Source organism: Sphingomonas qomolangmaensis (assembly GCF_024496245.1).
GTDB classification, from domain to species: Bacteria; Pseudomonadota; Alphaproteobacteria; order Sphingomonadales; family Sphingomonadaceae; genus Sphingomonas; species Sphingomonas qomolangmaensis.
In genome coordinates this window covers 1,436,956-1,457,860 of sequence record NZ_CP101740.1, presented here as the reverse complement: position 1 = coordinate 1,457,860, position 20,905 = coordinate 1,436,956, and the positions used below count along the sequence as shown (strand labels likewise).

General features: G+C 67.7%; 17 protein-coding genes and 1 tRNA gene. 8 read left to right on the top strand and 10 right to left on the bottom strand.

Going from position 1 to position 20,905, the window contains the following annotated elements:
• Positions 1–13: 13 nt before the first annotated feature.
• Positions 14–892, top strand: a complete 879-nt coding sequence (locus NMP03_RS06890) for an ABC transporter substrate-binding protein (RefSeq protein ID WP_256507748.1) — start codon at positions 14–16, stop codon at positions 890–892.
• Positions 893–937: 45 nt separating this feature from the next.
• On the opposite strand, the gene NMP03_RS06885 is transcribed toward NMP03_RS06890, so the two are convergent.
• Positions 938–1,029: transfer RNA gene (locus NMP03_RS06885), tRNA-Ser, on the bottom strand.
• Between the two features lie 161 nt (positions 1,030–1,190).
• Here NMP03_RS06885 and NMP03_RS06880 point away from each other — a divergent pair.
• Positions 1,191–1,961: a DUF1134 domain-containing protein gene (locus NMP03_RS06880; protein WP_256507747.1), complete on the top strand. Its 771-nt coding sequence runs from the start codon at positions 1,191–1,193 to the stop codon at positions 1,959–1,961.
• Positions 1,962–2,081: 120 nt separating this feature from the next.
• Here the strand turns inward: NMP03_RS06880 and NMP03_RS06875 are convergent, their stop codons facing one another.
• The gene (locus NMP03_RS06875) at positions 2,082–3,416 is read right to left on the bottom strand and encodes a dihydroorotase (protein WP_256507746.1); all 1,335 of its coding nucleotides are present in this window, start codon (positions 3,414–3,416) and stop codon (positions 2,082–2,084) included.
• Positions 3,417–3,460: 44 nt separating this feature from the next.
• On the opposite strand from NMP03_RS06875, the gene ygfZ reads away from it, so the two are divergent.
• Entirely contained in the window at positions 3,461–4,195 is a 735-nt protein-coding gene (gene ygfZ, locus NMP03_RS06870) for a CAF17-like 4Fe-4S cluster assembly/insertion protein YgfZ (protein ID WP_256507745.1), read from the top strand.
• Positions 4,196–4,406: 211 nt separating this feature from the next.
• On the opposite strand, the gene NMP03_RS06865 is transcribed toward ygfZ, so the two are convergent.
• Positions 4,407–5,111, bottom strand: a complete 705-nt coding sequence (locus NMP03_RS06865) for an aspartate/glutamate racemase family protein (RefSeq protein WP_256507744.1) — start codon at positions 5,109–5,111, stop codon at positions 4,407–4,409.
• Between the two features lie 439 nt (positions 5,112–5,550).
• Between NMP03_RS06865 and NMP03_RS06860 the strand changes: the two genes are divergently transcribed.
• Positions 5,551–7,137 (top strand): amidase, encoded by a 1,587-nt coding sequence (locus tag NMP03_RS06860; protein WP_256507743.1) that lies wholly within the window; start codon positions 5,551–5,553, stop codon positions 7,135–7,137.
• Positions 7,138–7,146: 9 nt separating this feature from the next.
• Here NMP03_RS06860 and NMP03_RS06855 read toward each other — a convergent pair whose 3' ends face one another.
• Together NMP03_RS06855 and NMP03_RS06850 are read right to left on the bottom strand one after the other, a co-directional pair.
• Positions 7,147–7,668 (bottom strand): DUF4345 domain-containing protein, encoded by a 522-nt coding sequence (locus NMP03_RS06855; protein WP_256507742.1) that lies wholly within the window; start codon positions 7,666–7,668, stop codon positions 7,147–7,149.
• Positions 7,665–8,126 (bottom strand): DUF2721 domain-containing protein, encoded by a 462-nt coding sequence (locus NMP03_RS06850; protein ID WP_256507741.1) that lies wholly within the window; start codon positions 8,124–8,126, stop codon positions 7,665–7,667. The genes NMP03_RS06855 and NMP03_RS06850 overlap by 4 nt, the downstream gene beginning before the upstream one ends.
• A gap of 88 nt (positions 8,127–8,214) precedes the next feature.
• On the opposite strand from NMP03_RS06850, the gene NMP03_RS06845 reads away from it, so the two are divergent.
• Positions 8,215–9,318: a GNAT family N-acetyltransferase gene (locus NMP03_RS06845; RefSeq protein WP_256507740.1), complete on the top strand. Its 1,104-nt coding sequence runs from the start codon at positions 8,215–8,217 to the stop codon at positions 9,316–9,318.
• Here NMP03_RS06845 and trmB read toward each other — a convergent pair.
• Complete coding sequence (gene trmB / locus NMP03_RS06840) at positions 9,303–9,980, bottom strand: tRNA (guanine(46)-N(7))-methyltransferase TrmB (RefSeq protein WP_256507739.1); 678 nt, start codon at positions 9,978–9,980, stop codon at positions 9,303–9,305. The two genes, NMP03_RS06845 and trmB, sit on opposite strands and share 16 nt — an antisense overlap.
• A gap of 49 nt (positions 9,981–10,029) precedes the next feature.
• The gene (mutS, locus tag NMP03_RS06835; RefSeq protein ID WP_256508043.1) at positions 10,030–12,597 is read right to left on the bottom strand and encodes a DNA mismatch repair protein MutS; all 2,568 of its coding nucleotides are present in this window, start codon (positions 12,595–12,597) and stop codon (positions 10,030–10,032) included.
• 148 nt (positions 12,598–12,745) lie between these two features.
• On the opposite strand from mutS, the gene NMP03_RS06830 reads away from it, so the two are divergent.
• A complete protein-coding gene (locus NMP03_RS06830; protein ID WP_256507738.1) occupies positions 12,746–15,004 on the top strand; it encodes an NADP-dependent malic enzyme in 2,259 nt (752 codons plus the stop codon).
• 119 nt (positions 15,005–15,123) lie between these two features.
• Positions 15,124–15,753: a peptidylprolyl isomerase gene (locus NMP03_RS06825; protein WP_406698321.1), complete on the top strand. Its 630-nt coding sequence runs from the start codon at positions 15,124–15,126 to the stop codon at positions 15,751–15,753.
• A gap of 3 nt (positions 15,754–15,756) precedes the next feature.
• Here NMP03_RS06825 and NMP03_RS06820 read toward each other — a convergent pair whose 3' ends face one another.
• Together NMP03_RS06820 and NMP03_RS06815 are read right to left on the bottom strand one after the other, a co-directional pair.
• Positions 15,757–16,545: an SDR family oxidoreductase gene (locus NMP03_RS06820; RefSeq protein WP_256507737.1), complete on the bottom strand. Its 789-nt coding sequence runs from the start codon at positions 16,543–16,545 to the stop codon at positions 15,757–15,759.
• A 116-nt stretch (positions 16,546–16,661) separates the two neighbouring features.
• A complete protein-coding gene (locus tag NMP03_RS06815) occupies positions 16,662–17,807 on the bottom strand; it encodes an acyl-CoA dehydrogenase family protein (RefSeq protein WP_256507736.1) in 1,146 nt (381 codons plus the stop codon).
• Between the two features lie 215 nt (positions 17,808–18,022).
• Here NMP03_RS06815 and NMP03_RS06810 point away from each other — a divergent pair, with 215 nt between their 5' ends.
• Positions 18,023–19,456, top strand: a complete 1,434-nt coding sequence (locus NMP03_RS06810; RefSeq protein ID WP_256507735.1) for an MFS transporter — start codon at positions 18,023–18,025, stop codon at positions 19,454–19,456.
• 73 nt (positions 19,457–19,529) lie between these two features.
• Here the strand turns inward: NMP03_RS06810 and aceA are convergent, their stop codons facing one another.
• Complete coding sequence (gene aceA, locus NMP03_RS06805) at positions 19,530–20,834, bottom strand: isocitrate lyase (protein WP_256507734.1); 1,305 nt, start codon at positions 20,832–20,834, stop codon at positions 19,530–19,532.
• Between the last annotated feature and the right edge of the window lie 71 nt (positions 20,835–20,905).

The window sequence follows — 20,905 nt, the reverse complement described above, 5'->3', positions numbered from 1 at the left end:
GACGCGGGCAGTCATGCAACAGCTCCGTATCGCGCTCGAATGGTTCCTGAACCCCGATCACCTCCCGCTGATCGCCGCGCGCGACCGGCTCGCGCGCGAGGGGCTGCACATCGAACTCGTCATCCCCGACGATCATTATGACGGCTTCGAAGCGCTGGCGGCGGGCGAGGTCGAGCTGGTCGTCAACGAACCGCTCCATCTGGTCGAGCAGCGCGCGTGCAAGCTGCGCTCTTATGGCTGCTTCTTCGCGACCGATGGCGGGGTGTTGATCCACCGCGCGTCGCTGGCGCGGCTGGTCGCGGGCCAGCCGGTGCGCATCGCGTCGCCGGTGTCGAACCCGACCACCGATCAATTGTGCAAGGACATCCTCGCCGCGTGGATTCGCCAGCAGGGCGGGGCGGGCGGTACCGATCATATCGGCATCGAACCCGCAGGCTTCGCGCATGTCGATAACCTGGTGGCGGGCTATGACGGCGCGTGGCTCGCCTTCGCCAATGTCGAGGGCGTCGCGGCGCGCGTCCGCGGGCTCGACACCCAGCTCATCACCACCGGCGAAGCGGGCATCCCCAATTTCTCCGCGCTCGAACTGATCGGCGCGGCAACCGCCGACGACGCCACCCGCACCGCGATCGCCAAGCTGGTCGGCGCGCTCGATGCGGTGATCCCCGATCTGGTCGCCGACCCGGCGGCAGCGCGCGAGCTCTGGTATGCCGCGAGCGGCGAACAGCCGGGCGAAGAAGTCGACGCGATCGTCGAGGCATCGCTGCGCAAGTTCATCGCGCCGGTCGCCCCCGATATCGAAATGTGGCGCCCGATGTGGCGCTATCTCCACGCGCACGGCGGCGATGTGGTCGACGCGCCGGCGTTCGAGGCGATGTTCCCGGCGGGGTGAAGCACCAGACCGGCGCTACCCTGCAGCGCCGGTGCTGCGCGATGTTGGCGGAGACGGACGGATTCGAACCGTCGGTGCCGATTACTCAGCACGGCGGTTTAGCAAACCGCTGGTTTCAGCCACTCACCCACGTCTCCGGACACGGCGCTGAGCGGCGGGCTATACCGAGCGATGCGCCAGCGATCAACAGCGCATATCGCGCGGCCGAACGCTAAATCGACTCGCATCGTCGCCGGTTCATTGCAGCGAAAGCGTGTGCGGTTGTATGGTTACCCATGACGATGTGGGGGAAGTGACGATGCGTAGCCAGTGGATCAAGCGCGCCGCGATCGGGGTGGCGCTGGTGGCCGCGCCGGCGATGGCGACCGGGCAGGTGCGGACGATCGACCCCAACGAGGCGATCGACCGCGATCTGTCGGGGCCGCCACCCGCCTATTCGCCGCCCGCGCAGGTGGAGGAACAGGTCGATCCGCTCACCCCCGACGAGCGCGCCGCGCAGCCGGGAATGCCCGCCGCCGCGCCGGTCGCGCCGACCAGCACCGCGCCGCTGCCGCCGATCGCCGCCGAACAGACGACGGTGGCGTCCGAAACCTATGCACGCGAAGACCTGATGGCCGCGGCCGAGGGCGTCTTCGGCAAGGGTGCCGCCGAATTGGCCGGGCTGCTCGAGAAGATCCTGTCCGAACAGGGGCGTCCCAACGCTTATATCGCCGGGCGCGAGGCCGCGGGCGCGTTCGTGGTCGGGGTGCGCTACGGCTCGGGGGTGATGACGCACAAGGTCGAGGGGCAGCGGCCGGTCTATTGGACCGGACCGTCGATCGGCTTCGATGCCGGCGGCGATGCCACCAAGGTGTTCGTGCTGGTGTACAACCTCTATGATTCGCAGGAATTGTACCGCCGCTTCCCCTCGGCCGAGGGGCGCGCCTATTTCATCGGCGGGTTCGCGGCGACGTATATGCGCCGCGGCGACGTGGTGCTGATCCCGATCCGCGTGGGGGTCGGCTACCGGCTGGGCGCCAATATCGGCTATATGAGCTTCAGCGAGAAGGCAGAGTGGCTGCCGTTCTAAGCGCAGCGCGGCAGCGAGCAATGCTCGCTCGACTCGCGCAAGCTCGGCCGGCGGGGCCACCGGCCCCGACCGACGTCACGGGCTTTGCCCGTGGCGCCCGCCTGATCTAAAGTCGTCCGCTCACCCCCGCTCGAACACCGTAGATTCGAACCGGATCGGCGCGCCCGAAGCCGCCCCCACCAATTCATCCTCCCACATCGCGGCGCGCCCGCGCACGATCGTGCCGATCGGCTTGCCCGTCAGCTCGCATCCTTCGAACGGCGACCAGCCGCTGCGCGATTGCAGCCACGCGCCGTCGACCGTCCAGCGGCGCTTGAGATCGACGACCGTGAAGTCGGCGTCATAGCCGATCGCGATCCGCCCCTTGCCCGCGATGTTGAAGATCCGCTGCGCCCCTGCGCTGGTGAGGTCGATCAGCCGCTGCAGCGTCATCCGTCCTGCCGCGACGTGATCGAGCATCAGCGGCAGCAGCGTCTGCACGCCGGGCATGCCGCTGGGGCTGGCGGGGTAGGGCATCGCCTTTTCGGCGAGCGTGTGCGGCGCGTGGTCGGACCCGATGACGTCGGGCACGCCCTGGCCCATCCAGTGCCACAGCCCGTCGCGATGCACCGCCGATCGGATCGGAGGGTTCATCTGCGCATGGGTGCCAAGGTCGCGATAGGCGTCCTCGCCCGCCAGCGTCAGATGCTGCGGGGTGACCTCGCAAGTAGCGATGTCCTTGTGCTGCGCGAGCAATTCGAGTTCGGCGGGGGTCGACACGTGGAGCACATGGATACGCCGCCCCGCCGCCCGCGCGAGCCCCAGGATGCGGCGGGTCGCGAGCAACGCGCTTTCGTCGTCGCGCCAGATCGGGTGCGAGGCGACGTCGCCGTCGATCCGGAACTCCCCGGCGCGCGCGTTCATCCGCGCCTCGTCCTCGGCATGGATCGCAACGCGGCGGCGCCCCGAGCGCAGCACCCGCGCGAGCACCTCGTCATCGGCCACCAGCAGGTCGCCGGTCGAGGATCCCATGAAGATCTTGACCCCCGCGGTCCCCGGCAGCCGCTCGAGCTCGCCCAGATGCTCGGCATTGGCGCCGGTCGCGCCGACATAGAAGGCGTGGTCGCACCACATCCGGTCCTTGGCGCGCGCCAGCTTGTCGGCGATCGCCTCGGCGCTGTCGGTATTGGGCTTGGTGTTGGGCATTTCGAACACCGCGACGACGCCGCCCATCACCGCGGCGCGGCTGCCGCTTTCGAGGTCTTCCTTGTGCTCGAGCCCGGGCTCGCGGAAATGCACCTGGGTGTCGATCACCCCCGGCAGGATGTCGAGCCCGGTGCAGTCGATCGTCTGCTCGGCATCGGCGAACCCGCCGATCGCGGCGATCCGGCCGCCGCGTGCATAGACGGTGGTTTGCACCGGGCCACCCGGCAGATGGACGGTGCCGCCGGTAAGCTTCAGATCATGGGTCGCCATCGCTGCCTCTTTCGTACTGGGTCGCCACGTCTTACTTGCTGCGCATGAGCGATGCCACCCATCCCGACGCCACCCATCTCGCCGATCGCGCGGTCCTTCGCCTCTCGGGGGAGGATGTGCGCGGGTTCCTCCAGGGGCTGGTGACGCAGGATCTGGCGGCGGTCGCGCCCGGCGCGCCGCAATGGTCGGGGCTGCTGACGCCGCAGGGCAAGGCGCTGTTCGATTTCCTGCTCTGGGCCGATGGCGACGATGTGCTGATCGATTGCGAGGCGGCGCAGGCCGACGCGCTGGTCCGCCGGCTGTCGCTATACCGGCTGCGCCGCGCGATCGTGATCGCGCGCGATCCCGCGCTTGCGGTCCATTGGTCGCTGGCGCCCGCTGCCGATGCCGCGGCCGATCCGCGGCACCCGAAGCTGGGCTGGCGCTGGCTCGGCGCCGCGACCGGCGAGGACGCGAGCCGCGCTTGGCGCGCGCATCGCCTGGCGCTCGGGGTGGTCGAGGGCGCCGAGGAACTCGGGCAGGACTCGACGCTCTGGCTCGAGGCGAATGCGCGCGAACTCAACGGGGTGAGCTTCACCAAGGGCTGCTATGTCGGCCAGGAAAACACCGCCCGGATGCACCACCGCGCCAAGGTATCGCGTCGCTTGTTGGTCGCCCCGCTGGCCGAACCCGGCGCGCGCACGCGGGTCAGCTATCCCGACCTCGGCGTGATGGTCGAACTGCGCCGGCTTGACTCGCTCGGCGACGCGGCATTGCCCGATTGGGTCGAGGAAAGCTGACCAACCCCCGTTCGTTTCGTGCGAAGTCGAAAAACCGTCGTTCGGCGCGGACCGGTTTCGCAAGACCGGGATGACGTTAGGTCGATCCCCCCTTTCCCCGTTCGTGTTGGAGCCTGTCGAAGCACTGTTTTTCCTTCCCGCCGCAATGCCGGCGGCACCAGAAAGAACGGCCCTTCGACAAGCTCAGGGCGAACGGATGAGGGTAAAACTTTCACGCGATAGAGCCCGCCAACGCCGCCTCGACCGCGGCAAGCGCATGCAGATCGGTGGTGTCGAACAACGGCACCGCGCTATCGGCCGTGCCCACCAGCAGCATGATCTCGGTACAGCCAAGGATGATCGCCTCGGCACCGCGATCTACCAGCCGCGCGATCACCCCGCGATATACCTCGCGCGATGCCGCCGAAACCTGTCCCTGCACCAGCTCGTCATAGATGATCCGGTGGACTTCGGCGCGATCCTCGGCCTCGGGGACGATCACGTCGAGCCCGAAGCGATCGGCGAGCCGCCCGCGATAGAAGTCGCGCTCCATCGTGAAGGCGGTACCCAGCAGCCCGACCCGGCGGTGCCCCGCTGAGACGATCGCCGCACCCGCGGCGTCGCCGATATGCAGCAGCGGGATCGCGACGCTGGCCGCGACGTCGTCGGCCATCAGGTGCATCGTGTTGGTGCAGATCAGCACCATGTCCGCCCCCCCGCGTTCGAGCTGGCGCGCGGCGTCGATCATCATCGCGGTCAGCCCGTCCCAATCGCCCGCGGCCTGCCCCGCGGCGATCTCGGCGAAATCGAGTGACAGCAGCAGGCAGCGCGCCGAATGGCCGCCGCCCAGCCGCGCGCGCACCGCCTGGTTGATGATCCGGTAATAGTGCGCCGAGCTTTCCCAGCTCATGCCGCCGATCAATCCGATAGTCCGCACGCCAATCTCCCGCCCCGATGGCGCTACGCTAGCCACATATGCGCGATTGCCAAAGCGCTTGGGGCGCCGCTGGTGCAGGGGGCTGTCCTACAGACTGGTCGTTGCGGTATGCAGCGATATGCCTCTTTCAGCCGCCCGCACCCGGACGTTCGGCCACGCCTGCGCTTGCTCCCGCGCGTCGTATCCGGATCGGGCGCCAATGGGCATTTTTGGGGGGTACGTAGTGTAGCCTTTGTAGCCTTCCGACCCCGAATCGGTCGTGAACGCATCCCCGATCGGTGTCCCGGCGTTGCGCTCGGCGAGGATTGGGCCGGCGAATCGGACATGGCGGAACGGCGGGGTTGCCAACGCCGGTGCCGCCAGCCAACCCTGATGGCCGACCGGGCGTCCCAAGCGGGCACGAGCGGTACTTATAGTCGATGACATCAGGGGGGTTCGGATGCGGCAGTGGACGATGACGACGGCGGCGGTGGTGGCGATGATGGCGGCGGCGCAGCCAGCGATGGCGCAGCGCGCCGCGATCGAGGAAACCAGCGTCGCGGCAGTGCAGGCCGACATGACCGCCAGGCGCACCACCAGCGAGCGGCTGACCCGTGCCTATCTCGCGCGGATCGCGGCGATCGATCGCAAGGGGCCGACGCTGCGCAGCGTGATCGCGCTCAATCCGCAGGCGTTGGAACAGGCGCGCGCCCTCGATGCCGAGCGCAAGGCGGGGCGGGTGCGCGGACCGCTGCACGGCGTGCCGGTGCTGGTGAAGGACAATATCGAGACCGTCGAGAACGCGACGACAGCGGGCAGCCTGGCGCTCAAGGACAATTTCACCCGCCGCGACGCGCCGTTGGTCACCCGGCTGCGCGCTGCCGGCGCGGTCATCCTCGGCAAGACCAACCTCTCCGAATGGGCCAATATCCGCTCGTCGAATTCGATGAGCGGCTGGAGCGCGGTCGGCGGCTTGGTGCGCAACCCCTATGCGCTCGATCGCTCGTCGTGTGGGTCGTCGAGCGGCACCGGCGCGGCGATCGCCGCCAGCCTCGCGGTGGTAGGGGTCGGGACCGAGACCGACGGCTCGGTAGTCTGCCCCGCGGCGATGAACGGGCTGGTCGGGCTGAAGCCGACGATCGGCCTCGTCAGCCGCACCCATGTCGTGCCGATCAGCCATAGCCAGGATACGGCAGGGCCGATGGCACGCAGCGTCCGCGACGCCGCCGCGCTCTTCTCCGCGATGATCGGCAGCGACAGCGCCGACGCGGTGACCAGGGACGCCGACCGCCACCGCCGCGATTATGCCGCGGCGCTCGACGCCAGCATCGTCAAGGGGCTGCGGATCGGCGTGCTGCGTCCCGAAATGTCGAGTGATCTCGCGGCGCGCTTCGATGCGTCGCTCGCGCTGCTCAAGGCGCAGGGCGCGGTGCTGGTCGATCTCAAACGGCCCGAGACCGAAGGCATGGGCGCCGCCGAATTCGACGTGCTCAAGATGGAGCTCAAGAGCGATCTCAACGCCTATCTCGCGACGACCCCCGCCAGCGTGAAGACGCGGACGCTCGCCGACGTGATCGCCTTCAACCAGGCGAATGCGGCGGCCGAAATGCCGTTCTTCGCGCAGGAGATCTTCGAACAGGCGCAGGCGACCGGCGGCGTCGACGATCCCAAATACAAGGCGGCGCGCGCCAAGTCGCTCGGGCTCGCACGCGCGGCGATCGACGGGATGCTAAAGGCAAGCGACGTGCGGCTGATCGTCGCGCCGAGCTATGGCGCCCCCTGGCTGTCCGATCCCGTCCATGGCGACCAGTTCAGCGGCCCCTCGGCAAGCGCGCTCCCCGCGATCTCGGGCTATCCGCATCTGACGGTGCCGATGGGGCTGGTCGATGGCTTGCCCGTCGGCCTGTCCTTCTTCTCGACCGCGCTGACCGAGGGGCTGTTGCTCAATGCGGGCTATGCCTTCGAGCAGGCGGAGCCGATGCGCGTGGCGCCGGGCTATGCGGCATCGGCGAATGCCGGGCCGGGGATGGATGGGGCAGGGCGCTAGCGTTGTTCGCTAGCCCCCAATTCCGTTCGGGCTGAGCTTGTCGAAGTCCGGCCCGCACTTTCGGTCTACGCTATCGTGGCGAAGGCGGGCCGCCCTTCGACAAGCTCGGGGCGAACGGGCAAAGTTTGGATCCGCCGCAACCCGCCGCGCCACCCGCCGCTGCCACAGCAGGATCGCGGGCACCACGCCGAGCTCGATGCACAGCCCCACGACATGGCCGCGCGACGGCACGCCGACCAGCACCAAACTCGCGAGCCGCGCCAGGCCCCCGACGACCACCATCGCGCCCAGCAACCGCAACCGCTCGCCTTGCGCCTCGATCCGCGGCACCGTCGCGAGGAAGGCAAGCCCCATCACCAGGAACAGCCCAGAGAGATAGCGGAAATGACTGTCGAGGTCGGTCGGCACCTCGGCCACCCCGCTCAGCCATCGCGGGCCGTACCACAGCGACGATAGCGACGCCGACAGCGGCACGAAGCAGACCAGGACGACCGCCGCCTGCAACAACCGGCGCTCGGCGGCGGGGGTCACTTGCGTTCCTGCTCGAGCAATTCGGAGCGGATGTGGATCGCCTTCAGCGACATCCGCACCTCGATAAGGAAGCATAGCAGCCCGATCATCAGCATCAGCATCGACAGGATGAATGCGACCGCGACGATGCGGCCGATCTTGAGATCGCTCAGTTCGGCGATGAACAGCAACGCGACCACCAGGCAGATCAGCACCGCGCTGAGCGTGACCAGGAAGATCGCCGCGTTGATGACGCTGATCCGCCGGTCGATCCGCCGCAATTCCCACACATGCCGGTCGTGTTCGGGACCGGTCGAGCGCGGGTGCAATTGTTCGAGGCTGCGCGCACGATCGACGATCCGCGCCAGTCGCCCGGTCATCACATTGAGGATGCCGCCGATCCCGGCGAGCAGGAACACCGGCGCGATGGCGACCTGGATCGTCGCGGCGACGGTCGAAATGACGGGAGAAAATTGCATCGCCGCCCTTGTGCGCAAAGCCGGGCTTTGCGGCAAGCCGTTCATCGCCTGCACGACCTGGTAACGGGTTGTGGGTACAAAAGCGTGGATGACCAAGCCGATGCTGCCGACCGACTTTAACCGCCTGCCGCCCGTCCATGCGATCGAGACGGTCGAGGGGCTGGCGTCGGCGATCGATACCGTGGCGCAGGGCGCACGCGAGACGCATCGTTTCCTGCGCTATGGCTGGTTCTCAGCGGCGCTCGCTGCCTATGGTGGCCGGGCGCGCACGCTGATCGCGTCAAGAGATGGCGCGCCGGTGATCGCGCTGCCGATGGTCGCGTTCGGCCCGGCGATACTGCGATTGGCCGCGGTACCCGGCTGCTATTGGCCGTTCCGTAGCTTTCCGGTGACGCAGGATGTCGGCCCAGAGGCGTTCGAACCGCTGCTCGACGCGCTGGCGCAAGAAGTGACCGCGCTGCGGATCGGGCCGGTCTATGACGATGATCCGGCGCTCTGCCTGTTGCGGATCGCCGCCGAAGCCCGCGGTTGGACCGCGCTGCCGCGCGACGTCGCTGAAAGCTTCCTGCTCGATATCGACGGCGCCCGCGCCGAGGGCACCTGGCCGCGCAGCTCGACGCTCAAGAAGAACCGCTTCCACGAAAAGCATCTGGCGGCGCACGGCGTGCCCGGCTGGGATTTCGTCGCAGGCGAGGGCTGGACCGGCCAGGCGTTCGACGATCTGGCGATCATCGAGCGCGCCAGCTGGATCGCCGAGCGCACCGACGGATCGGACGCGAAGTTCACCGACGAGGGCCATGGCGCATTCTGGCGCGCGGCGGCGCAGGATCCGGTGCTCGCGCAAATGATGTGGGCGGCAATGCTGCGGATCGACGGCGCTCCCGCGGCCTTCTCGTTCGACCTCAATGTCGGCACGCTGAAATACGCGATCGCCAACAGCTATGTGCCGACCTTCGCCAAGCATTCGCCCGGCAAACTGCTCTATTACCGCAACCTGGTGCGCGCGATCGAAGACGGCATCACGCGGGTCGATTGGGGCGCGGGCGACAGCGGCTACAAGCGAACGATCGGGGCCGAGCCGGGCCCGATGATCCGCGACTGGCTGTTCGTGCGGCCTGGCGTGGCGAGCGTGGTCGCGCGGTTATTGCGCGGGCGCTGGACCAGAAGCGGGCAGGATCAAACCCGCATGTAGCGGAAATACCACACTTCGTGCCCGTGCCGCCGCGCCTTGCGTTCGTAGCGCGTCTCGGGCCAGTCGGCGGGACGGGTCTGGAAATCCTTCGCGGTGGCGGCAGTCCATTCGAAGTCGCGGCGCTGGTTCATCACCATCATCGCCCAGCGGCAATAGGTCGGATCGTCGGTACCGAGCCGAAACTCGCAGCCCGGCTTCAGCTTGGCGGCGATCAGGTCGAGTGGGCCGTGATTGACCATCCGGCGCTTAGCGTGGCGCGCCTTGGGCCAGGGATCAGGATGCAGCAGATACACGCGCTCCAGGCTGGCATCGGGCAGCCGATCGAGCACGTCGAGCGCATCGCCCATGTGCAGCCGAACATTATCGAGTGCGCCGTCGCGAACATGCCCGAGCGCGGCGACGACGCCGTTGAGGAACGGTTCGCAGCCGATGAACCCGGTGCTAGGGCGCGCGGCGGCTTGCCCGGCGAGGTGCTCTCCCGCGCCGAAGCCGATCTCGACCTCGAGCGGGCGGGGCGAGCCGAACAGCGTCGCGGCGGCGAGCGGCCCTTCGGGCACCGCAATCTGCGGCAGCAGCTCGGCGACCAATTCCTCCTGCGCCACGCGCAATTTGTGGCCCTGGCGGCGGCCATAGAGGCGGCGGATGACGGCGGGATCGTTCATGGCGTGCGCGTGTGGCGGGTGGGGGCGGGTGTGTCCAGAGGCTAGGCGATCAGCCCGCCAATCCCTTGAGCCGGTACAACGCCTCGAGCGCTTCCCGCGGGCTCAGCGCATCGACATCGATCGCGGTGAGCGCGCTGCGTAGTTCGTCGACCGCGTCGGCCTCCTGCGCTGCCACCGCCGCGAAGAGCGGCAGGTCGTCGAGGCCTGCCGCCAACCCGCCGGTCTTGGCGCGGCCTGCCTCGAGCTTGGCCAGCACCGATTTCGCGCGGGCGATCGTTGCGGGTGGCAGCCCTGCGAGCCGTGCCACTGCCAGGCCATAGCTGCGGTCGGCGGGGCCGGTCGCGAGTTCGTGCAGCAGCACCAGCTCGCCCTTCCATTCGCGCGCCCGGACATGGTGCAGCGACAGCGCCTCGCAGCGTTCGGCCAGCCGGGTCAGCTCGTGGTAATGCGTCGCGAACAGGCAGCGGCATCGATTATCCTCGTGGATCGCCTCGACCACCGCCCAGGCGATCGCCAGCCCGTCATAGGTGCTGGTGCCGCGCCCCACCTCGTCGAGGATGACGAAACTGCGCGGCGTCGCCTGCGCCAGGATCGCCGCTGTCTCGACCATTTCGACCATGAAGGTCGACCGCCCGCGCGCCAGATTGTCCGAAGCGCCGACACGGCTGAACAGGCGATCGACCAGCCCCAGTTTCGCTCGCGCGGCGGGGACGTAGCTGCCGGCCTGTGCCAGTACCGCGATCAGCGCATTTTGGCGGAGGAAGGTCGATTTACCGCCCATATTGGGGCCGGTGACCAGCCATAGCCGCGACGCTTCGGACAGGTCGCAATCATTGGCGACGAAGCGTCCGCCAGCGCGCGCCACCGCAGCCTCGACGACCGGGTGCCGCCCGCCCTCGACCTCGAAACAGGCGTGATCGACCAGCGCCGGTCGCGCCCAGCCGCCCTCGGCGGCACGTTCGGCGAGCCCTGCGGCGACGTCGATCCGCGCCAATGCGTCGGCGGTGACTGCGATCTCGTGCCGGCGTGCGAGCGCGGTTTCGGTCAGGTCTTCGAGATGCGATGCCTCGGCAGCCAGCGCGTGGTTGCCCGCCTGCGTTACCTGCATCGCCGCTTCGTGCAGGTCGGCGGCGTTGAAGCGGACGACGCCCGCCAGCGTCTGGCGATGGGTGAAGCCGCTCTCGGGCGCCATCAGCGCATCGGCAGCGCGCGCAGGCACTTCGACATGATAGCCGAGCACGCCATTGTGGCGGATCTTCAGCGCCGCGATCCCGGTGCGCTTGCGATAGTCGGCCTCGAGCGCGGCGATCGCGCGCCGGCCGCCAGCACCGGTATGGCGCAGATCGTCGAGCGCGGCGTCGAACCCCTCGGCGATATAGCCGCCGCCCGCGGCGTCGATCGGCGGTTCGGGCACCAGCGCGCGCTTGAGCAGGTCGATCAGTGCGCCATGTCCCTGTAGCCGCGGCGCGATCTCGGCGAGCAAGGGCGGCGGCGCGGCGAGTTGGTGCAGCCGCTCGCCCAAGCCCCAAGCTGCATCGAGCCCGTCGCGCAACTGTCCCAAATCACGCGGCGACCCCCGCCCGGCGACGATCCGACCCAGCGCGCGGCCAATATCGGGCAGGGCGCGCAGCGACGACCGCAGCGTCTCGCGTAAATTGGGTTCGTCGTGGAAGCGCTGCACCAGATCTAGCCGCGCACCGATTGCGCCGGCGTCCATCAACGGCGCCGCGATGTCCTGTCCCAGCAGCCGCGCGCCGGCGCCGGTGACCGTGCGATCGACCGAGTCGAGCAGGCTGCCCTTGCGCGTGCCGCCGGTGGCAAGCGTCAGCTCGAGGCTCTCGCGAGTCGCCGCGTCGATCGCCATGCTGGCGTCGTCCGCATGCAGCACCGGCGGACGCAGGAAGGGGAGTGCCCCCTTGGCGGTATGGTCGAGATAGGCGACCAGCCCGCCCGCGGCCGACAGCGCGGCACGTGAGAACTGCCCGAACCCGTCGAGCGTCGCGACACCGTACAGCGACTTCAGCCGAGTCTCGCCGCCAGCGCTGTCGAACTGCGCGCGCGGGCGGTGCGAGGTCGCGTCGATCTCGCTAGCCTCGCTGGCGACGACTTCGGCGGGGTTGAGCCGCGCGAGCGTTGCCCCGAGCCCCGCTAGGTCGGTCTCGAAAATCTCGAACCGCCCGGTCGATACATCGGCGGCGGCCACCGCAACATCGCCGCCGGCTTCGCCCACCGCGACGCACCAATTGGCCGCGCGGGCATCGAGCAGCGCCTCCTCGGTCAGCGTGCCCGCGGTCACCACGCGGACGATCGCGCGCGCCACCAGCGCCTTCGATCCGCCGCGCTTTTTCGCCGCTTCGGGGGTTTCGGTCTGTTCGGCGATCGCGACGCGGTGCCCCGCCTTGATCAGCCGCTGTAGATAGGCGGTCGCGGCATGGACCGGCACGCCGCACATTGGAATCCGCTCGCCATCATGCTCGCCGCGCCCGGTGAGCGCGATGTCGAGGCAGGCAGCCGCGATCCGCGCATCTTCGAAGAACATCTCGAAGAAATCGCCCATCCGGTAGAATAGCAGGCAATCCTGCGCCTCGGCCTTGAGCGCGAGATATTGCGCTATCATCGGCGTCGGGGCTTGGGTGGAGATCGGGTTCGTGCTGGCCATCGACGCCTCGATAGAGGCTAAGCCGCAAAAGCGGAACCACCGCACGCTTGCCCTTACGGCGCCCGACCCCCTAGAGCGGACGCAATCGGCCCCACGGAGTTTGCGAATGACCGACGAATCGAGCGTCCAGTTTTCCGAGCGCGAAGCGCTTCGCTTTCATTCCGAGGGCCGTCCGGGCAAGATCGAGATCATCGCCTCCAAGCCGATGGCGACGCAGCGCGACCTGGCGCTGGCCTATTCGCCCGGCGTCGCGGTGCCGGTTAAGGCGATCTACGACGATCCCGCCACCGCCTATGACTATACCGCCAAGGGCAATCTGGTTGCGGTAATCTCTAATGGTACCGCTATCCTGGGGATGGGCAATCTCGGCGCGCTGGCGTCGAAGCCGGTGATGGAAGGCAAGGCGGTGCTGTTCAAGCGCTTTGCCGATGTCGATTCGATCGATCTCGAGGTCGATACCGAAGACGTCGACGCCTTCATCAATTGCGTCGCATTGCTCGAGCCAAGCTTCGGCGGGATCAACCTCGAAGACATCAAGGCGCCCGAATGCTTCATCATCGAGCAGACGCTCCGCGAGCGGATGAATATCCCGGTCTTCCATGACGACCAGCACGGGACCGCTATCATCTGCGCTGCGGGGCTTATCAACGCCTGCCTGCTCACCGGGCGGCAGCTCAAGGACATCCGTGTCGTCGTCAACGGCGCGGGCGCCGCGGCGATCGCCTGCACCGAGCTGATGAAGGCGATGGGCGTCCGAGCCGATCACGTGCTGATGTGCGATCGCAAGGGCGTGATCTATCAGGGGCGCGACGATGTGAACCAGTGGCAGTCGGCGCACGCCGCCGCCACCGATCGCCGCACGCTCACCGAAGCGCTGCACGGCGCCGACGTGTTTCTGGGCCTGTCGGCGGCGGGGGCACTCCAGCCCGAGATGGTCAAGGACATGGCGGCTGCGCCGATCATCTTCGCGATGGCCAATCCCGAGCCCGAGATCCGGCCCGAACTCGCCAAGGCGGCGCGGCCCGATGCGATCGTCGCCACTGGCCGGTCGGATTATCCCAACCAGGTCAACAACGTGCTCGGCTTCCCGTTCATCTTCCGCGGCGCGCTCGACGTGCGTGCGACGGGGATCAACGACGCGATGAAGATCGCCGCGGCCAACGCGATCGCCGAACTGGCGCGCGAACGCGTGCCCGAGGAAGTCGCGATTGCGTACGGAGTCCAGCACAGTTTTGGCCCCGAATATATCATCCCCGCACCCTTCGATCCGCGGCTGATGGAAGTCGTGTCGGTCGCGGTCGCGACCGCGGCGATGGATTCGGGGGTGGCGACGCGCCCGATCCTCGACATGGGTGCCTATCGCCACACGCTGCGCGCGCGGCTCAACCCGACCACCTCGGTGCTGTCGCTGGCGCATGAAGGTGCGCGCGCACGCCCCAAGCGCGTGATCTTCGCCGAGGGCGAGGAAGAGGTGGTGCTGCGCGCGGCGATCGCCTTCCGCGACGGCGGCTATGGCACCCCGGTGCTGGTCGGGCGCGACGATGTGTACGACCGGCTTCGCGCGCTCGGCATCGACGATCCCGAAAGCTTCGAGGTCCACAACAGCCGCCATTCGCCGCTCGTGCCCAAGATGGTCGATTTCCTGTACGCCCGGCTCCAGCGCCGCGGGTTCTTGCGGCGCGAATGCGAGCGGATGGTGAACCAGGATCGCAACATCTTCGGCGCGCTGCTGCTGCAGCTGGGCGAGGGCGATACGATGATCACCGGGGTGACTCGCGCCTATGCCCAGTCGATCCGCGAGATCAAGCGCGTGATCGATCCCGAGCCCGGTCGTACCCCGTTCGGCATCCATGTGCTGGTCGGCAAGACGCACACGGTGTTCATCGCCGATACCACGGTCAACGAACGGCCCACCGCCGAGCAGCTTGCCGACTTCGCCGAACAGACCGCGCAGGTCGCGCGCCGCATGGGGCATGAACCGCGCGTCGCGTTCCTGAGCTATTCGACCTTCGGCAACCCCGGCGGCCAGTGGCTCGACAATATCCGCGATGCCGTCGCGGTGCTCGACGCGCGCCAGCCCGGCTTCGAATATGAAGGCGAAATGGCACCCGACGTCGCGCTCAACGAAAAGCAGCTGAAGAATTATCCGTTCGCGCGGCTTTCGGGGCCGGCGAACATCCTGATCATGCCCGGGCTGCAATCGGCGAACATCTCGGCCAAGCTGCTGCGCGAACTGGGTGGCGACACGATGATCGGCCCCATGCTGATCGGCATGGAAAAGAACGTCCAGATCGCGCCGATGACGAGCACCGCGAGTGAGCTGGTGACGCTCGCGGTGCTCGCGGCAGGCGGGATCGCGCGCTGATTGTGCATGGTTTGCGAACTGCCCTTTCCCCGTTCGTGCTGAGCCTGTCGAAGCACTGTCCTTCTTCCCACCAAGAAGAACGGCACTTCGACAAGCTCAGTGCGAACGGGGTTATAAAATTGCTCAGCCTTGCGATACTCGCGCTCGCCACGCCCGCTGCCGCGCAGGAACCCGCCAAGGTCCGCGTCCGGCTCGAAACCAGTGCGGGCCCGATCCTGATCGCGGTCGATACCAAGCGCGCGCCGGCGACCGCCAAGAATTTCCTGGCTTATGTCGATGACGGCCGGTTCGACGGGGTGACCTTCTATCGCGCCGCGCGCAGCAAGCGGACGCCAGGCACCGGCTTCGTCCAGGGCGGCATCCGCACCGACGCGCGGCGCATCCTGCCGCCATTCCCGCTCGAGCCGACGTCGAAGACCGGCATCCGTCACCTCGACGCCACCATCTCGATGGCGCGCGGCGCGACGCCTGAGGCGGCGGGGGGCAATTTCTTCATTACCGTCGGCCCCGCGCCGTCAATGGACGCGCGGCCAGGCTATCCAGGCTACGCCGCCTTCGGCAGCGTGATCGGCGGGATGGCGGCGGTGAAGCGCATCCTCGCGGTGAAGACCGGCGGCGGCTTCGACGCGTTTCGCGGGCAGATGATCCTCAAGCCGATCCGCATCACCCGTGCGGTTCGGCTCGACGGCGTCAAGCGCCCGACCAAATTGCCGCGGATGTGGCTCACCGGGCCCAAGCGCGCGCCCTGAGCCTCAGCCGTCGATCGAGGCCCCGACCGACGCGTTCACCAGCCCGCCATCGACGGTGATCGTCTCGCCCACCACATAATCACCCGCGCGGCTGGCGAGATAGATCGCCGCCGCCGCCATATCTTCGGCCTCGCCGATCCGCCTGGCCGGGATTGCCTTGGCCACTGAATTGCCGTGATCGCGCGCCGCCTTGTTCATGTCGCTGGCGAAGGCACCCGGCGCGATCGAGGTGACGTTGATCCCGTCCTGAATCAGGCGCGCCGCCATTCGGCGGGTGAGGTGGATCAGCGCTGCCTTCGACGCCTGATAGCTATAGGTCTCCCACGCATTCAGCCGCTGGCCGTCGATCGAGGTGATGTTGATCACCTTGGCCGGCTTGTCGCTCGAGCCGGCGGACTTGAGCGCGCCGTGCAGCGCCTGCGTCAGGAAGAAGGGCGATTTGACGTTGAGGTCCATCACCTTGTCCCAGCCCTTTTCGGGGAAACTGTCGAACGGCTCGCCCCATGCAGCGCCGGCGTTGTTGACCAGGATATCGAGTGCGGGCTCGTGCTCGGCAAGCTGCGCCGCCAGCGCCTTGCAGCCATCGACGCTCGATACGTCGGCGGGCAGCGCGATGCAGTGTTCGCCCAGTTCGGCGGCAGTTTGTTCGCAGGCGTCGGCGCGGCGCGACGAGATATACACCTTTGCCCCCATGCCGATGAAGCCGGTCGCGATCATCTTGCCGATGCCGCGTGACCCGCCGGTGACGAGCGCGACGCGGCCATCGAGGCGGAACAGGGTGCTGGTGTCCATATGATACTCTCCTTCTTGCCCCCTCCCGCCTGCGGGAGGGGTCGGGGGAGGGGTTGTTCGTGATGCAAGGGAGCGACAGGCCCTCCCCTAACCCCTCCCGCAAGCGGGAGGGGGATTTACCCCCCGCGCTTCATCATCTCGCGCGCGATAATCAGTTGCTGGATCTGGCTGGTGCCTTCGTAGATCCGAAACAGGCGGACATCGCGGTAGAGCCGTTCGATGCCGTAATCGGCGATATAGCCGGCGCCGCCATAGATCTGCACCGCGCGATCGGCGACTCGGCCGACCATCTCCGAGGCAAAGAGCTTGGCGGCGGCGCTTTCGAGCACGACGTCGTCGCCGCGATCCTTCTTGTCGGCGGTTTCGAGTACCAGCGCGCGCGCCGCCAGCGCCTCGGTCTTCGAATCGGCGAGCATTGCCTGGATCAACTGATGTTCAGCGAGCGGCTTGCCGAACTGCCTGCGTTCGCCGGCATAGCCGACGCAGTCGGCGATCAGCCGCTCGGCAACGCCGACGCAGACCGCCGCGATATGCAGCCGCCCGCGATCGAGCACGCGCATCGCGATCTTGAAGCCTTCACCTTCGGCGCCCAGCCGATTGGCGGCGGGGACGACCACGTCGTCGAGGTTGAGGTCGGCGACCTTGGCCCCCTTTTGCCCCATCTTCTTTTCCGGGGTGCCGATCGACACACCGGGCAGGTCGCGCGGCACCAGGAACGCCGATACACCGCGAGCGCCGGGATCGTCGCCGGTGCGCGCCATCACGGTGAACAGGTCGGCCTTGTCGGCATTGGTGATGTAGCGCTTGGTGCCCGACAGCCGATAGCTGTCGCCGTCCTTCACCGCGCGCGTCTTCACCGCGCCCGAGTCCGAACCGACATCGGGTTCGGTCAGCGCGAAGCTGGTGACGATCTCGCCGCTCGCGATGCGCGGCAGCCATTCGGCCTTTTGCTCGGGCGTGCCCGCCATCACCAGTCCCTGCGATCCGATCCCGACATTGGTGCCGAAGGTCGATCGGAACGCCGGCGTCGTGCGCCCAAGCTCGATCGCGACGCGGCATTCCTCGGCCATTGTCAGCGCAAGCCCGCCATATTCCTCGGCGATCGACAGTCCGAACAGCCCCAGCGCCTTCATCTCCTCGACGATGTCCTGCGGGATCGCGTCGGCCTCTTCGACCGCAGCCTCGAGCGGGCGCAGCCGTTCGGCGACGAACCGGCGGACGGTATCGATCAGCGCGTCGAAAGTTTCGGCGTCGAGTGCCATGGTCATCCTCTCGCGCCCGTTCCCTTTGTTCGAAAGGCTATCGGACGTCGTTCGCGGCGCTCGAACCTGAAGCCGCTCCTGGAGGACAATTAGGTATCCGTGCGCCGGGTACTGCGCAACCCGTCTTCGCATACCCGTTCTTCCAAATCAGCGTAATTGACGGGCGATAGGCTGCGTCTATGCTTCACGGCCACCCGCGTCTGGAGACACTTTGCATGGCGACCGCACAGGCGCTTCCCCCGGTCGGCCGGGTCGAAACGCGCACGACGCTCGCCTTCGGCTTCGGCGCGGTCGCCTATGGCATCAAGGACAATGGCTTCGGCACCTTCCTGTTGCTGTTCTACAACCAGGTGATCGGACTGCCCTCGGCATCGGTGGGGTTCGTCATCATGTGCGCGTTGCTGGTCGATGCCTTCATCGATCCGGCGATCGGCGTCGCGTCGGACCGGACGCGCAGCCGCTGGGGGCGGCGGCATCCGTGGATGTACGCATCGGCGCTGCCGATCGCGCTCGGCTGGCTGCTGCTGTGGAACCCGCCGGTGCTCGATCCGACGATGACCCTGTTGTGGCTGTTCGGTGCCGCGGTGCTCGTGCGCAGCGCGGTATCGGCCTATGAAGTGCCGAGCCAGGCGCTCACCCCCGAACTCAGCTCGGATTACAACGAGCGCACGCGGCTCACCGCCTATCGCTACATCTTCGGTTGGGCGGCGGGGTTGCTGATGCTGTTCGCCGCCTATCAGCTGTTCCTGGTGCCGACGCCCGCGCAGCCCAACGGGTTGCTCAACCGCGACGGCTATGCCGCCTTCGCCGCGACGGGGGCGGCGATCATGGCGTTCGCGATCCTGGTGTCGGCGCTGGGGACGCATCGGCGGATCGCTGCCTTGCCGCGACCGCCGATCGCCGCGGGCGGGATCGGCACGGCGTTTCGCGAGCTGCGCGCGGCGGCGAGCAACCGCGCGTTCGTGCTGCTGATGGCGGCGGGGTTGTTCGCCTATACGATGCAGGGGATCAGTTTCGCGCTGTCGAACTATCTCTACAGCTTCGTGTGGCGCTTCAGCACCGCGACCTTCGGGTGGCTGGCGCTGGTGCTGTTCGCGGGGGTCGTGCTCGCCTTTGTCGGCGCGCCGGCGCTGGCGCGGCGGATCGGCAAGCCGCGCGCGGCGGCGTGGCTGGTCGTCTCGGCGGGGGTGTTCCAGGGCGTTCCCTTTGCGCTGCGCCTGCTCGGCCTGTTCCCGCCGCCCGAAAGCGCGATGATGGTGCCGGTCTTGTTCGCGATCTACATCGTCAGCGGCGCGGCGAGCATCGGCGCGGCGATCGTCGGCGCATCGATGATGGCCGATGTCGTCGAACATGCCGAAGCACGCACCGGTACCCGCAACGAGGGGGTGTTCTTCGCCGGGCTGTTTTTCGTCCAGAAATGCACCAGCGGGCTCGGGATCTTCGTGTCGGGGGCGATCCTGGCGCTGGCGGGGTTTCCCGAAAGCGCGACGCCGGGGCAGGTGCCCGAGGCGGTCCTCGACCGGCTGACGATCCTGTTCGCAGGCGGCTATTTCCTGCTGTCGCTGGCGGCGGGGTGGCTGTTCCTTCGCTTTCCGTTCGGGCCCGAGGAGCATCGGGCGCGGATCGAGCAGATCGCGTCGGCGCGGTAGGCAGGCGAATGCCCGCCGGCGCCTTGCGGTGCCGACGGGCATCTTTCCTCCCCAGGAAAGCTGGTCGAAGCGGTCAGGCGGCCTTGGCCTCCAAAGCGGGCGCGGCCTTTTTGAACTGGTCGGCCTCGGTCGATTCACCGAGCGCGGTGGTCGAGCTTGCGCCGCCCGCCAGCGTGGTGGCGACCAGATCGAAATAGCCGGTGCCGACTTCGCGCTGGTGGCGCGTGGCGGTGTAGCCATGTTGTTCGGCGCCGAATTCGGCCTGTTGCAGCTCGCTATAGGCCGCCATGCCGCGGTCCTTGTAGCCGCGCGCCAGCTCGAACATGCCGTAGTTGAGCTGGTGGAAGCCCGCGAGCGTGACGAACTGGAACTTGTAGCCCATCGCGCCGATCTCGCGCTGGAAGCGGGCGATGTCGTCCTTGTCGAGATTGGCCTCCCAGTTGAAGCTGGGCGAGCAGTTATACGCCAGCATCTTGTTGGGGAACTGCTTCTTGATCGTCTCGGCAAAGCGACGGGCGTCGGCGAGGACGGGCTTCGACGTTTCCCACCACAGCAGATCGGCGTGCGGGGCAAAGGCGAGGCCGCGCTTGATGCAGTGATCGACGCCGGTGCCGTCCTTCAGGCGGAAAAAGCCTTCGGGGGTGCGTTCGCCGGTGAGGAACTCGCGGTCGCGCTCGTCGACGTCGCTGGTGATCAGCTTGGCGCTTTCGGCGTCGGTGCGCGCGCAGATGACCGTCGGCACGCCCGAGACATCGGCGGCGAGGCGCGCGGCGTCGAGGTTGCGGATATGCGCCTGCGTCGGGATCAGCACCTTGCCGCCGAGATGGCCGCACTTCTTCTCGCTCGCCAACTGGTCCTCGTAATGGACCCCGGCGGCGCCTGCGGCGATATAGGCCTTCATGATCTCGTAGCAGTTGAGCGGGCCGCCAAAGCCCGCCTCGGCATCGGCGACGATCGGGGCGAACCAGTCGCGGGTCGCGCCGCCTTCGCTATGTTCGATCTGGTCGGCGCGCTGGAAGGTGTTGTTGATCCGGCGGGCAAGGTCGGGGCCGGCATTGGCCGGGTAGAGCGACTGATCAGGGTACATTTGCCCGGCACTGTTGGCGTCGGCGGCAACCTGCCAGCCCGAGAGGTAGATCGCCTTGAGCCCGGCGCGGACCATTTGCATCGCCTGGTTGCCGCTCAGGGCACCGAGCGCGTTGATATAATCCTCGGTCTTGAGCAGCTCCCACAATTTGTTCGCGCCCTTGGTCGCCAGCGTGTGTTCGATCGTGATCGAGCCGCGCAGGCGCTCGACATCGGCGGGGGTGTAGGGGCGTTCGATCCCGTCGAAGCGGCCGGCGGGGGCGGGGATGAGGGTTTCGAAGCTCGTCGTCATTGTCATCGCCTTCACAAATCGTCCTGCGGATGATTTGGAAGTATACAAAAGCTACACTACGTCCCCCACAG

Coding starts and splice junctions, on each gene's coding strand:
- NMP03_RS06890 (WP_256507748.1), top strand. CDS start 14: ATGCAACAGCTCCGTATCGCGCTCGAATGGTTCCTGAACCCCGATCAC.
- NMP03_RS06880 (WP_256507747.1), top strand. CDS start 1,191: ATGCGTAGCCAGTGGATCAAGCGCGCCGCGATCGGGGTGGCGCTGGTG.
- NMP03_RS06875 (WP_256507746.1), bottom strand. CDS start 3,416: ATGGCGACCCATGATCTGAAGCTTACCGGCGGCACCGTCCATCTGCCG.
- ygfZ (WP_256507745.1), top strand. CDS start 3,461: ATGAGCGATGCCACCCATCCCGACGCCACCCATCTCGCCGATCGCGCG.
- NMP03_RS06860 (WP_256507743.1), top strand. CDS start 5,551: ATGCGGCAGTGGACGATGACGACGGCGGCGGTGGTGGCGATGATGGCG.
- NMP03_RS06850 (WP_256507741.1), bottom strand. CDS start 8,126: ATGCAATTTTCTCCCGTCATTTCGACCGTCGCCGCGACGATCCAGGTC.
- NMP03_RS06845 (WP_256507740.1), top strand. CDS start 8,215: ATGACCAAGCCGATGCTGCCGACCGACTTTAACCGCCTGCCGCCCGTC.
- trmB (WP_256507739.1), bottom strand. CDS start 9,980: ATGAACGATCCCGCCGTCATCCGCCGCCTCTATGGCCGCCGCCAGGGC.
- mutS (WP_256508043.1), bottom strand. CDS start 12,597: ATGATAGCGCAATATCTCGCGCTCAAGGCCGAGGCGCAGGATTGCCTG.
- NMP03_RS06830 (WP_256507738.1), top strand. CDS start 12,746: ATGACCGACGAATCGAGCGTCCAGTTTTCCGAGCGCGAAGCGCTTCGC.
- NMP03_RS06820 (WP_256507737.1), bottom strand. CDS start 16,545: ATGGACACCAGCACCCTGTTCCGCCTCGATGGCCGCGTCGCGCTCGTC.
- NMP03_RS06815 (WP_256507736.1), bottom strand. CDS start 17,807: ATGGCACTCGACGCCGAAACTTTCGACGCGCTGATCGATACCGTCCGC.
- NMP03_RS06810 (WP_256507735.1), top strand. CDS start 18,023: ATGGCGACCGCACAGGCGCTTCCCCCGGTCGGCCGGGTCGAAACGCGC.
- aceA (WP_256507734.1), bottom strand. CDS start 20,834: ATGACGACGAGCTTCGAAACCCTCATCCCCGCCCCCGCCGGCCGCTTC.